The organism is Bacillus haynesii (assembly GCF_014042035.1).
GTDB lineage: Bacteria > Bacillota > Bacilli > Bacillales > Bacillaceae > Bacillus > Bacillus haynesii.
Genome location: NZ_CP059494.1, coordinates 492,698 through 505,159 on the forward strand (window position 1 = coordinate 492,698; position 12,462 = coordinate 505,159).

The 12,462-nt window shown below is 46.3% G+C and carries 12 protein-coding genes; 10 read left to right on the top strand and 2 right to left on the bottom strand.

All coding sequences use genetic code 11. The features are described 5' to 3' along the window. Positions 1-84: 84 nt before the first annotated feature. Complete coding sequence (locus tag H2R00_RS02585) at positions 85-909, bottom strand: membrane protein insertase YidC (protein ID WP_182070410.1); 825 nt, start codon at positions 907-909, stop codon at positions 85-87. Between the two features lie 51 nt (positions 910-960). Next, a complete protein-coding gene (locus H2R00_RS02590) occupies positions 961-1,248 on the bottom strand; it encodes a hypothetical protein (protein WP_154994574.1) in 288 nt (95 codons plus the stop codon). Between the two features lie 125 nt (positions 1,249-1,373). On the opposite strand from H2R00_RS02590, the gene H2R00_RS02595 reads away from it, so the two are divergent. The 10 genes from H2R00_RS02595 to H2R00_RS02640 all read left to right on the top strand — a co-directional run bounded on the left by H2R00_RS02595 (position 1,374) and on the right by H2R00_RS02640 (position 12,435). Further along, the gene (locus H2R00_RS02595; RefSeq protein ID WP_244958313.1) at positions 1,374-2,585 is read left to right on the top strand and encodes a DNA polymerase IV; all 1,212 of its coding nucleotides are present in this window, start codon (positions 1,374-1,376) and stop codon (positions 2,583-2,585) included. 87 nt (positions 2,586-2,672) lie between these two features. Then, complete coding sequence (gndA, locus tag H2R00_RS02600) at positions 2,673-4,082, top strand: NADP-dependent phosphogluconate dehydrogenase (protein WP_154994571.1); 1,410 nt, start codon at positions 2,673-2,675, stop codon at positions 4,080-4,082. Positions 4,083-4,199: 117 nt separating this feature from the next. Next, a complete protein-coding gene (locus H2R00_RS02605) occupies positions 4,200-4,985 on the top strand; it encodes a glucose 1-dehydrogenase (RefSeq protein WP_182070411.1) in 786 nt (261 codons plus the stop codon). Between the two features lie 139 nt (positions 4,986-5,124). Next, the gene (locus tag H2R00_RS02610; RefSeq protein ID WP_182070412.1) at positions 5,125-6,786 is read left to right on the top strand and encodes an alkaline phosphatase; all 1,662 of its coding nucleotides are present in this window, start codon (positions 5,125-5,127) and stop codon (positions 6,784-6,786) included. Positions 6,787-6,933: 147 nt separating this feature from the next. Continuing rightward, on the top strand, positions 6,934-7,242 hold the full coding sequence (locus tag H2R00_RS02615; RefSeq protein ID WP_154994565.1) for a PTS sugar transporter subunit IIB: 309 nt from the start codon (positions 6,934-6,936) through the stop codon (positions 7,240-7,242). A 5-nt stretch (positions 7,243-7,247) separates the two neighbouring features. After that, a complete protein-coding gene (locus H2R00_RS02620) occupies positions 7,248-7,580 on the top strand; it encodes a PTS sugar transporter subunit IIA (protein ID WP_182071010.1) in 333 nt (110 codons plus the stop codon). A 39-nt stretch (positions 7,581-7,619) separates the two neighbouring features. Continuing rightward, positions 7,620-8,936: a PTS cellobiose transporter subunit IIC gene (gene celB, locus H2R00_RS02625; protein ID WP_154994561.1), complete on the top strand. Its 1,317-nt coding sequence runs from the start codon at positions 7,620-7,622 to the stop codon at positions 8,934-8,936. Positions 8,937-8,951: 15 nt separating this feature from the next. After that, a complete protein-coding gene (locus tag H2R00_RS02630; protein ID WP_182070413.1) occupies positions 8,952-10,367 on the top strand; it encodes a glycoside hydrolase family 1 protein in 1,416 nt (471 codons plus the stop codon). A gap of 118 nt (positions 10,368-10,485) precedes the next feature. After that, positions 10,486-11,199, top strand: coding sequence for a GntR family transcriptional regulator (locus H2R00_RS02635; RefSeq protein ID WP_154994557.1), 714 nt, complete (start codon positions 10,486-10,488; stop codon positions 11,197-11,199). Positions 11,200-11,445: 246 nt separating this feature from the next. Further along, positions 11,446-12,435 (top strand): TAXI family TRAP transporter solute-binding subunit, encoded by a 990-nt coding sequence (locus H2R00_RS02640; protein WP_182070414.1) that lies wholly within the window; start codon positions 11,446-11,448, stop codon positions 12,433-12,435. Positions 12,436-12,462 lie beyond the last annotated feature (27 nt).

The following is a 12,462-nucleotide window of genomic DNA, read 5'->3' on the forward strand; positions in this document are numbered from 1 at the left end:
ACGGCCTCACCATCCCCGAAGTCACGATCGAGAAGATTGAAGGGAAATACAAAAAAGCTTGCGCCTTTAAAGGCGCAAGCTTTTTTATTTTGTAGCCGATTCAGCAGGCTGAATGGCTTTTTTGTTTTTTTGGTAAACTTGATGAAGAACGACGGATTGAATCGTCAGAAGCAGTCCGCTTGTCAGCCAGTACAGCGGCAGGGCTGCAGGGACATTGATCGAAAAGATCGTCATCATCACTGGGAAAAAGAAGCCCATAATTTTGGCGGACTGCTGAGCCGCCGGATTTGATTGAGCGTTCTGTGCGTTCAGCTTTTGAGACACATAGAACTGGATAAAGTACATGAACCCGGCGCATAAAGATACGATAATATCAGAATGCCCGAGGTTAAACCAGAGAAAAGAGTGCGAAGCAATTTCAGGCGTCGAGCGGATCGCATAATAAAAACCGATCAGAATCGGAAACTGAATCAGCATCGGCAGGCAGCCCATCGCCAGCGGGTTGATGTTGTGCTTTTGGTAAAGCTGCATCATCTCCTGCTGAATTTCCCTTTGCTTGACAGGATCTTTCGTCTTTTTTAACCTGCTTTGAATTGCATCCAGCTCAGGTTTGACAAGTGCCATTTTTTCCTGCATTGCCCGCTGTTTTTTATACTGGTTGGCAAACAGCGGAAAGACGAGAACCCGGACGATGATGGTCACAAAAATAATCGACAGTCCGTAGTTTCCGTGGAAAAATCCGGCGATACCTTTAATCAGCTCTGAAAAAGGCACCACGACATAATGGTGGAAGAAGTTGTCGCTTCCTCCGGTACTGCCAGTGGCTGCCGAAGCTTGTTCACCTATAAACATGGTCATGACCAAAAACATTGCAGTCGCAAACATTTGTTTTAATTTCGTGTTCAACACGTTCTCCTCCTTCTGAATAAAAGGGCCCGTATGCCGGACGCCTTTTCCCGTTTAAATTGAAAGAAGAAGGAAACGGTGGTCTTCATCGTCGTTCGATGAAGCTTTCATGCGAATGACTTTACTTATCCATACCGTAATGCGATGATATAGGATGATGAGAAAATCGATTGCAGAAACAAACTGTATTGCATGATATTCTTCAAACCGTTTCGTTTTCCAGCTGTCGCCTGTATTGCAATCCTTGAGGATGAGGGCGATACCGATCGCCGTCAGTGCGGGAAGGACGATTGTGAAAAACTCAAACAGAAAAAAAGCATCGTTGAAAGATTCAAGAATCATCTTTTATCACTTCCATTTCATTTAACATCTTACTATATGATAGCCGGGATGTCTAATCAGAGTACCAGGAGGGAGCCGTTTTGTCTGCTGATAAACAAAAGGGGAGAGTCATCTTTCATATCGATATGAACAGCTTTTACGCGTCTGTTGAAATGGCGTATGACCCTTCGCTGAAAGGCAGGCCGCTCGCCATCGCGGGAAACGCGAAGGAACGGAAAGGAATTGTCGTCACGTGCAGCTATGAGGCGAGAGCACGCGGCGTCAAACCGCCCATGCCGCTCTGGGAAGCGAAGCGGCTCTGTCCTGAGCTGATCGTCAAGCCGCCGAATTTCGACCGTTACAGAAGCTCTTCAAGAGAAATGTTTCAAGTGCTCAGGGAGTACACGGACCTTGTCGAGCCTGTTTCCATTGATGAAGGGTACATGGATTTAACGGACACGCCATACAGAAATCGGGCATATGAAACGGCAAAGGAAATTCAGGAGCGCCTTCAAGAAGAACTGCTGCTTCCGTCAAGCATCGGGATCGCTCCGAATAAATTCCTGGCCAAAATGGCTTCGGATATGAAAAAACCGCTCGGCATTACGATATTGAGAAAGCGCGAAGTGCCCCGGATTCTTTGGCCCATGGACATCAGCGAGATGTACGGAGTCGGGCGGAAAACCGCCGAAAAGCTCAAGACGCTCGAGATCGAAAAGATCGGCGATTTGGCTGCCGCAGATGAGTATGCTTTAAAGGGCCTCCTTGGCATCAACGGTCCCCGTTTAAAAAGGAGGGCAAACGGCATCGACACAGGAGAGGTGAATCCCGACAGAATATACGAATTCAAAAGTGTCGGCAATTCCTCGACCCTCCCGCATGACAGCACAGATGAGAAGGAGCTGTTCGGTCTGATTGACAAGCTTTCTGTTTCAGTAAGCGACAGGCTGAAGCGAAAAGAGGTCATGGCAGCAAAAGTTTTCATCATGATCCGCTTTGCGGACTGGACGAACATAACAAGAAGCAAGACCCTTCTGAATCCGACCGATTCAAGAGAGGACATTGCGAAGGAAGCGAAAGCCCTTTTCAGGCAGCATTGGCACGGAAGCCCTGTCAGGCTTTTGGGCGTGACGGGAACAGATCTCGTCAATCGAAAGGAAGCCGTCAAACAGCTTGATTTGTTTTCGTTTCATGAGGATGCCAAAGATGAGCCGATCCAAAAAGTGATGGCTGAACTGAATGAAAAATATGGAACAGACCTCATCAAAAAAGGGATCAGGATCGTGAAGAAAGAAAGCAAAACGAGCGGAACAAGCTTTAACAAAGATTTTTTCCAGGACGAGAGACAAGATCAATAGCTTGAAAATGTAGGTCGAAGTGTGGTAATTTCAATTTAAATAAAAATTAAACTATAATGCTAAACGCTTTAAGAAGGGACGTTAGACATGGCAAAACAACAAATAGGTGTAGTTGGTTTAGCAGTAATGGGAAAAAACTTGGCTTTAAACATTGAAAGCCGCGGGTTTTCGGTTTCTGTTTACAACAGATCAAGCGCGAAAACGGAAGAGTTTCTGAAAGAAGCTGCAGGTAAAAATGTTGTCGGTACATACAGCATTGAAGAGTTCGTTGCATCTCTTGAAAAACCGCGCAAAATTCTTTTGATGGTCAAAGCTGGAACACCGACAGACGCAACGATTCAATCGCTTCTGCCTCATCTTGAAAAAGGCGACATTTTGATTGACGGCGGAAATACATATTATAAAGATACGCAGAGAAGAAACAGAGAACTTGCCGAAAGCGGCATTCACTTCATCGGCACCGGAGTTTCCGGCGGTGAAGAAGGGGCTCTGAAAGGACCTTCTATCATGCCAGGCGGACAAAAGGAAGCCCATGAGCTTGTCAAGCCGATTCTTGAAGCCATTTCTGCAAAAGTGGACGGCGAACCGTGTACGACATACATCGGTCCTGACGGCGCCGGCCATTATGTAAAAATGGTTCATAACGGCATCGAATACGGCGACATGCAGCTGATCTCAGAATCCTACTTTATTTTGAAACACATTGTCGGTCTGTCTTCAGATGAGCTTCACGAAGTCTTTTCCGAGTGGAATAAAGGAGAGCTTGACAGCTATCTGATCGAAATCACGGCTGACATTTTCACGAAAAAAGATGAGGAAACGGGCAAGCCGCTTGTTGACGTCATCCTCGATAAAGCAGGTCAAAAAGGGACAGGAAAATGGACGAGCCAAAGCGCTCTTGACCTGGGCGTTCCGCTTCCGATCATTACGGAATCTGTTTTCGCCCGCTTCATCTCTTCCATGAAAGAAGAGCGCGTTAAAGCGAGCAAGCTTCTGGCAGGACCTGAAGCGAAACCGGCCGCTGAGAACAAAGAAGAGCTGATCGAAGCGGTCAGAAAAGCGCTCTTCATGAGCAAAATCTGTTCTTACGCACAAGGCTTCGCTCAAATGAAAGCCGCATCAGAAGAATACGGCTGGGATTTGAAATACGGTGATATCGCGATGATTTTCCGCGGAGGATGCATCATCCGCGCAGCGTTCCTGCAAAAAATCAAAGAAGCGTATGACCGCGATCCTGAGCTTGACAACCTACTTCTTGACCCGTACTTCAAAAATATCGTTGAAAGCTATCAGGGAGCTCTCCGCAAAACGATTTCCCTTGCGGTTGAACAAGGAATTCCTGTACCTTGCTTCTCAAGCGCTCTCGCTTATTTTGACAGCTATCGCACTGCAACCCTGCCGGCCAACCTGATTCAGGCGCAGCGCGACTACTTTGGCGCCCATACGTATGAGCGTACAGATAAAGAAGGCATTTTCCACACTGAGTGGATGAAATAAGATGTAAAACCGCAAGCTGAAAAGCTTGCGGTTTTTTTGATTTTCGGAAGGATGCATGTTTAAGCGGTTCTGTGGAAACCTACTCAAAAGAGAGTTTCAATAAGGAGGAATCAACCCATGTATCCAAGTTTAGAGGGAAAAACGGTCGTTATCACAGGGGCGGGTACAGGTCTTGGAAAAGCGATGGCACTGCGCTTCGGTGCTGAAAAAGCCAATGTAGTGATCAATTATTTCAAGGAAGAAGAAAATCCCGAAGAGACGGTGAAGAAAATAGAAAGCAGCGGAGCGCGCGCGATTGCCTTTCAAGGGGATGTCTCAAAAGAAGACGATGTAAAAGCGCTGATCAGTCAGGCTGTTGATTCATTCGGTTCCGTTGATGTGATGGTGAACAACGCCGGGGTGGAAAATGAAGTACCTTCCGAGGATTTGTCTCTGGAAGATTGGAACCGCGTCATATCAACCAATTTGACGGGAATGTTTTTAGGGTGCCGGGAAGCGATCGGCTATATGCTCGACCATAATATTAAAGGCTCGGTCATCAATATGTCGAGCGTCCATCAGCAAATCCCGTGGCCGCATTTTGTCCATTATGCGGCAAGTAAGGGCGGGGCAAAACTGCTGACAGAAACCCTAGCCCTTGAATATGCCCCGAAAGGAATTCGGGTAAACGCGATCGGACCCGGTGCGATCGATACGCCGATTAACGCCGAAAAATTCGCTGATCCCGAATTGAAAAAAGGCGTTGTTGAATTGATTCCGATGGGGTATATCGGAAAGCCTGAGGAAGTCGCAGCTTGCGCGGCCTGGCTTGCATCCGAAGAAGCAAGCTATGTGACGGGCCTGACGTTGTATGTGGACGGCGGGATGACGAAATACCCGGGATTCCAAGCGGGAAAAGGATGAAAAGGAGGCTGGATGCCTTCTTTTCATCATATGCCCAAAAAAATTTACATAAGATTAATAGAAAGCAAAAGTGCTGTTTACATAGCAATGATAGTGTAGGTTTGTCAACAAAAAGCGGTTATGGAGGGAGTACATAAGAATGGGTTTTTTACGCAACAGAATCGTCGGCATTACACTGGCAGGCGCAGTCGCTTTAGGATCAGCGGGAACAGGCAGTGCGGCAATGGAAACAGCGAAAAAAAAGGAAGAACCGAAAGTCAAAAACGTGATCATGATGGTCATGGATGGAACAAGCTCTTCTGCAACAACGTTGGCACGCTGGTATAAGGGTGAACCGCTCGCGATGGACCAGATTGTCAGCGGCGGTGTCCGGACGCATTCGGCAGAATCGGCGATCACTGATTCTGCACCTGCAGCAACTGCGATGGCAACAGGACGAAAATCAAATTCTTCCTATATCGGCGTGCTGCCTTCACAGGTGAATACACCAGGTGTCGAGAAGGTCAGTAAAAAAGATCATTACCGGCCTGTAGCAAACGTGCTGGAAGGCGCCAAACAGAAGGGAAAAGCAACCGGCATCATTGCCACATCTGAAATTCAGCATGCCACACCTGCCGGCTATTCCGGTCATCATAAAGATCGCAATAATTTTGAAGTGCTCGGTGAACAGCAGGTTTATCAAAACATGGACATTGTCCTTGGCGGAGGAAAAGAATCGCTTCAACCGGGTACAAAGGATAAAAGCCGCAAAGACGGTGAAGACCTTGTAAAAGTGCTCAAAGATAAAAAGTACGATTTCGTTGAGACGAAAGATCAACTCCTCAAGTCAAAATCGAAAAAAATCTGGGGCGCCTTCTCACAGCGCGATCTCGCGTATGATATGGACCGCCGCGCAACGCATCCAGAGCAGCCAACTATTGCGGAGATGACGAAAAAATCGATTCAGACGCTTTCTAAAGACAAAGACGGTTTCTTTTTATTTGTGGAAGGAAGCAAGCCGGATTGGGCAGCGCACCAAAACGATCCGATCGGCATGATCAGCGATGTATTGGCGTTTGATAACGCGGTGAAAGAAGCGCTTGATTTCGCTAAAAAAGATAAACATACAATGGTTATTGCCGTCTCAGACCATGGCAACAGCGGCATCTCCATCGGCAACAGCAATACGACTAAAGGCTATGACACAACGCCGGTATCAGCCTATATCGATCCGTTGAAAAAGGCTAAAATGACGGTGGAAGGCGCAACTGGCAAATTAAAAGACGACTTATCGAATATCGAAGAAGCGGCAAAGCTTTACGGCCTTGATGATTTAACACCGGCAGAGAAGGAACAGCTGAAAAGCGTGAAAAACAAAAAAGAAGCGGCTTCATTATTCACCAAGCTGCTTAGCAACCGGGCCAATATCGGATTCACTACAGGCGGTCATACGGGTGAAGACGTCTTCCTGTATTCGTACGGTCCTGAAAAGCCGCAGGGTCTCGTCAATAATACCGACATCGCCAAAACGATGGCAAAAGCAATGGGCTTCAACTTAGACAAATTAACAAACGAATTATTTATCGAAGCAAAACAGGCGTTTAAAAAAGCCGGAGCGAGCGTAACGATCGATCAAAAAGATCCGGCTAACCCAGTTCTTGTCGCATCGCGCAAAAAAGCAAAAGCTGAAATGCCGGTGAACAAAAACATCATCAGAATCAACGGGAAGGAATACGAATTAGACAGCATCATTGTTGAAAGCAACGGATCCTTCTACGTGCCTAAAGAAGCAGTTCAGCTGTTCAAAAAATACGCTCGATAATTTGTTAGAGAACCCCTCTTGAAGAAGAGGGGTTTTTTATTATTCGAAATAAATACATACATTTATTTTTAAATGTCTAGACATTTAAAAATAAAAAGATATAATAATAGTTGTGTGAAAGCGCTTTTAATGAAGGAGGAGATCACCATGAAGAAAATTTTACTCGCATGCAGCTCTGGAATGTCGACAAGTCTCCTGGTTACCAAGATGCTGGAATACGCGCATTCAATCGGTGACGAGGCAAAAATTTGGGCGGTCGGACAGGACCAGGCAAGAAAAGAGATGGCAGAGGCAAATGTTGTTCTCATCGGCCCGCAAATGAGCTTTTTAAAAGGCGAGCTGCAGAAGGAAGCCGAACAGTACGGTATTAAGGTTGATGTGATTGATATGATGGCTTACGGAATGGCTGATGGAAAGAAAGCTTATGAACAGGCGCTCAGCTTGATCGAGGATTGATGATGATGGATAAATTAAAACTCAATGAATTAACAGGCGAACAAGTTTGCTTTCAGCTCATTCTTCACAGCGGAAACGCCCGCAGCAAAGTCATTCAGTCCATCAGGGAATACCGTGCCGGCAGCGTTCAGAAAGCAGAGGAGCTGCTACACCAGGCAGAAGGCGATTTGCAGCAGTCCCACGATATTCATTTTCAAATGATCCAAAAAGAAGCGGGCGGGGAAAAAAATGAGTTCTCTTTGCTGCTCTTGCATGCGGAGGACCATTTGATGTCGACGCTCACGATGAAGGAACTCGTTTCTGAATTATTGGAATTGTTCAAAGAGAAAAATCTATGATTCGCACTGCATGGCAAAATCGAAGGGGGATAAGAGACCATGTTTGAAAAATTGAGCAACCTCTTGGTGCCGATTGCCGGGAAGCTGAATAATAACCGGTATTTAGGCGTGCTGAGGGATGCATTTATGCTGGCTTTTCCGCTCACCATTTTCGGATCGATCATTGTCGTTTTAACCAATTTGCCGTTTCTCAATAAAATGATGAGCAAATCCGCGCTTGAAACGTTCCAGTCGGCTTTAAGCATAGCGCCGAGCGCAACGATCAGCATCATGTCCGTTTTCGTCGTATTCGGGATCGGGTATTATTTGTCCAAAACTTATGAAGTCGAAGCGGTTTTTGGAGGAGTCGTCGCTTTGGCATCGTTCCTTCTGCTGACTCCGTTTGTATTAAACGGCGAAGGAGGGGAAGTGATTCCGAACGTCATCCCGATTGACAGGCTCGGTGCGAAAGGGATGTTCCTCGGAATGATTACCGCCTTTACATCCGCTGAGATTTTCAGATTTTTTGTCCAGAAAAACTATACGATTAAAATGCCTGCCGGCGTTCCGCCTGCTGTAGCAAAATCTTTTGCCGCGCTGATTCCGGCGGTGATGACCTTGTCCGTCTACTTGGTGATCAATATCCTTGTAACCCAAGCGTTCAATACGAATATGCACGATTTAATTTACAACCTGGTACAGGCTCCGCTTGTCGGTCTTGGAAGCGGTATCATTCCGACCTTGATTGCCATATTTTTTACTCAGCTTCTCTGGTTTTTCGGACTCCACGGACAAATTATCATCAACTCCGTTATGGATCCGATCTGGAATACGCTTTCGATCGAAAATTTGAATAGCTATACTGCAACAGGAGAAGTCCCGCATATTATCAATAAGCAGTTTATGGAAGTTTACACCGTCGGAATGGGCGGAACCGGTATGACCCTGGCCGTGATTATTGCCATCCTGCTGTTTATGAGGAGCAAGCAGATGAAGCAGGTCGCAAAACTCGGAGCGGCTCCGGGGATTTTCAACGTAAATGAACCGATCATTTTCGGCCTGCCGATCGTCATGAACCCGCTTATTTTTATTCCGTGGGTGATCTCGCCGATGATCGTCACTTTGATTACGTATTTCGCGATGGCATCCGGGCTTGTGCCGCCGCCGACCGGGGTCACGATTCCTTGGACTGTGCCGATTTTTATCAGCGGAATGATGGCGACCAATTCGCTTGCTGGCGGCATTCTTCAGATTGTGAATTTAGCCGTTGTCTTTATGATCTGGTTCCCGTTTTTGAAATTCATCGACCGGATGAATATGAAAAAAGAGCAGGAAATCAATGAAGCGAAACAAGATCAGACAACGCTAGGACTTTAAAAGGAGATTGATGACATGTCAAAAACAGAACTGCAGCTAGAACAAATTCAATACCGTTTTCCAAAAGGCTTCTGGTGGGGGTCGGCGGCTTCCGCGACTCAGACTGAAGGAGCGGCGGCCGAAGGAGGCAAAGGAAAGAACATTTGGGATCACTGGTACGAAAAAGAGCCAAACCGATTTTTTGACGGAGTAGGCCCTGAGAAGACCTCGCGTTTTTACGAGACTTACAGAGAAGATATTCAGCTGATGAAGGAGCTTGGCCACCACTCTTTTCGTTTCTCCATTTCGTGGGCCCGTCTGTTTCCTGAAGGAAAAGGCCGGCTGAACGAGGAAGGGGCCGCCTTTTATAACCGAGTCATCGATGAACTGCTGGCGGCTGGTATCGAGCCTTTTGTCAACCTTTATCATTTTGATATGCCACTTGCACTCCAGCAGATCGGCGGATGGGAAAACAGGCAAGTCGTCGATCACTTTGTTTCATACGCGGAAACGTGCTTCCGGCTGTACGGGGACCGCGTGAAAAAATGGTTTACCCACAATGAGCCGATCGTTCCTGCAGAAGGCGGCTATTTATACGATTTTCACTATCCGAACATCGTCGACTTTCAAAAGGCCGTCCAGGTCGCATACCATGAAATTCTTTCTAACGCCAAAGCGGTAGAAGCTTACCGCAGACTCGGAGGCGACGGTAAAATCGGCATTATTTTAAATTTAACGCCGTCCTACCCGCGAAGCCAGCACCCGGCAGATGTAAGAGCTTCTGAAATAGCCGACGCTTTCTTTAACCGATCGTTTCTTGATCCCGCCGTTAAGGGTGAGTTTCCGGAGCTTTTAACAGATATATTAAAAGAAGAAGGCTATTTGCCTGTCATGGAAGAAGGAGATTTGGAGCTGATCAGGAATCACACTGTCGATCTGCTCGGCATCAATTATTACCAACCGAGACGGGTGAAAGCGAAGGAGCACCTGCCTCATCCGGACGCGCCTTTTATGCCGGAACGGTTTTTTGACCATTATGAAATGCCCGGACGAAAAATGAACCGCCACCGCGGCTGGGAGATATACGAAAAAGGAATCTATGATATTTTAATGAATGTTAAAGAAAACTACGGAAATATTGAATGCTTTATTTCTGAGAACGGAATGGGTGTTGAAGGAGAAGAGCGTTTCCGCGGCGAAGACGGCATGATCCGCGATGACTACAGAATTGCGTTTATTAAAGAACACTTAAAATGGGTGCACAGAGCCATTCAGGAAGGAGCGAATGTCAAAGGCTATCACCTTTGGACCTTTATGGACAACTGGTCATGGACGAATGCCTATAAAAACCGCTACGGATTTGTATCTGTCAACCTTGACAAAAACGGCGAACGAACGATTAAAAAAAGCGGATACTGGTTTAAGAAAGTTGCCGAGAACAACGGTTTTTAGAAAGGAATCGGGCTAAAAGATGGTCTGTTGGGCCATCTTTTTATTTCCGCTTCAAAACCGATATAATGATAAAGAAGGTGTTACAACATACAGAATCCTTAGTAATGGTGGTTAAAACATGAGAAAATACGAATATATTTCAAACGAAATGAGGAGGCGGATTCAGGAAGAATACTATCCGATTGATCAGCCCATACCTGATGAACTTTCTCTCGCCAAGGAATTTTCCTGCAGCAGAATGACGATGAAAAGAGCCCTCGATATTCTCGTGTCAGAAGGCATGCTGTACCGCAAGCGCGGACACGGCACCTTCATTGTAAAATCATCGATTCAGCAGCTTCCCGTCAGTGTGACAGACCGCGAAAACCTCGGGCTGACCAAGCTTCTCGCCAACAAACAAATCGAAAGCCGCATCATTCAATTTGATGTCGAATTCCCTTCAGATGAAGTGGCTAAGCAATTGTCAATCGAAAAGACCGTTCCGGTGTATCATATCATCAGGCTCAGAAAGGTTGAAGGCGAACCGTATGTCATTGAAGAAACGTATATGCCTTCCAATGTCATCTCTGAATTAAATGAAGACGTCCTTCACGGCTCTGTTTACCAGCACATCACCGAGACGCTGAAACTGACAATCGCCGGATCGCACCGGAAGATCAGGGCGGATAAGTCGAATGCACTTGACCGTCAACATTTGGAATGTGCCCCTGACGATCCGGTTCTTGAAGTCGAACAGGTCGCTTTTTTAAATACGGGCGAACCGTTTGAATATTCTTTTGCAAGGCATCGCTACGATAAGTTTGTGTTTTCCAGCGTTCATATTCGGAAATGAAAAACCTGCATAACCGCGGGTTTTTTTGTTTTGTCATGCAATCTTTCAGCACACTTGTCCCCCGAGGGGATCATGGACTACCATCGCTTTAGCGGACGGGAATTTCCGAGGCCGTGCGCATATTCAGAACCAACTGTTCATAAAATTAACTAAATAATTAGAAACGAAAGAATATATTGACAACTAATACATTTTTCGTGGTATGATAGGATTGTTATTTGTCCAACAAGCAAAGGGGGAGAATGAATGAAAAAATGGAAAAGCTTATCATGGATTGTATTGCTGCTGACGCTTGTCATGGGATTGGCTGCGTGCGGAAGCAACAATGCATCAGGAAATAAGGACGGCGGATCTGCGTCAAAAGGATCAGAAAGCTATAGTCTGCTGACAGGGGGAACCGGCGGTACATATTATCCGCTCGGCGGCCAATTTGCAAACCTTTGGGAGGATGCCACAGGGGACAAATTTACGACGCAGACTACAGGTGCTTCTGCTGAAAACATGGCAACTCTGCAAAAAGGGGAAGCTGAAGTCGCTTTTTCTCAGACGGACATTGCCACTTATGCCATAGAAGGCAAAGAGATGTTTAAAGAAAAAATTGACGGAATCAAGGCGATTGCCGCCCTGTATCCTGAAACTGTTCAGATTGTGACAACGGAAAAAAGCGGGATCCATTCGGTTGAGGATTTAAAAGGTAAAACGGTTTCCGTGGGTGCTGCTGGAGCAGGGGTTAACATTAATGCCAAGCAGATTTTGGAGGTTCACGGGATGTCTTTTGACGACATCAAACCGCAAAACCTGTCTTTTGAAGAGTCAACCGACGGCATTCAATCAGGCGCGATCGATGCCGCATTCATCACGGCTGGAACGCCTACAGGCGCTGTCGAAGGGCTTTCCGCACAAAATAAAATCAAAATTTTAAACATTGAAGAAAACAAGCAGAAAAAGCTGATGGAAAAGTATCCGTTCTATGCGGAGGATACGATCAAAAAAGGAACTTACGGCATCGGGAGCGATGTGAACACGGTCGCTGTCAAAGCGATGCTCGTCGCATCCGACAAGGTGGATGAGGACACCGTCTATAAAATGACGAAAGCGCTGTTTGAAGCCGATAAAATCAATCATGCTAAAGGAGAGTTTATCAAGCCAGAGACCGCGCTTGAAGGATTGGGCGATATCGAAATTCATCCGGGAGCGGCTAAATACTTCAAAGAAAAAGGGATAGAAAAATCGTAAAACCGCAGGCAGATGAGCGATGAATAA

Excerpts from the sequence above, each read along its gene's own strand:
- H2R00_RS02590 (WP_154994574.1), bottom strand. The coding sequence starts at position 1,248 with ATGATTCTTGAATCTTTCAACGATGCTTTTTTTCTGTTTGAGTTTTTC.
- H2R00_RS02595 (WP_244958313.1), top strand. The coding sequence starts at position 1,374 with ATGAACAGCTTTTACGCGTCTGTTGAAATGGCGTATGACCCTTCGCTG.
- gndA (WP_154994571.1), top strand. The coding sequence starts at position 2,673 with ATGGCAAAACAACAAATAGGTGTAGTTGGTTTAGCAGTAATGGGAAAA.
- H2R00_RS02605 (WP_182070411.1), top strand. The coding sequence starts at position 4,200 with ATGTATCCAAGTTTAGAGGGAAAAACGGTCGTTATCACAGGGGCGGGT.
- H2R00_RS02610 (WP_182070412.1), top strand. The coding sequence starts at position 5,125 with ATGGGTTTTTTACGCAACAGAATCGTCGGCATTACACTGGCAGGCGCA.
- H2R00_RS02615 (WP_154994565.1), top strand. The coding sequence starts at position 6,934 with ATGAAGAAAATTTTACTCGCATGCAGCTCTGGAATGTCGACAAGTCTC.
- H2R00_RS02620 (WP_182071010.1), top strand. The coding sequence starts at position 7,248 with ATGGATAAATTAAAACTCAATGAATTAACAGGCGAACAAGTTTGCTTT.
- celB (WP_154994561.1), top strand. The coding sequence starts at position 7,620 with ATGTTTGAAAAATTGAGCAACCTCTTGGTGCCGATTGCCGGGAAGCTG.
- H2R00_RS02630 (WP_182070413.1), top strand. The coding sequence starts at position 8,952 with ATGTCAAAAACAGAACTGCAGCTAGAACAAATTCAATACCGTTTTCCA.
- H2R00_RS02635 (WP_154994557.1), top strand. The coding sequence starts at position 10,486 with ATGAGAAAATACGAATATATTTCAAACGAAATGAGGAGGCGGATTCAG.
- H2R00_RS02640 (WP_182070414.1), top strand. The coding sequence starts at position 11,446 with ATGAAAAAATGGAAAAGCTTATCATGGATTGTATTGCTGCTGACGCTT.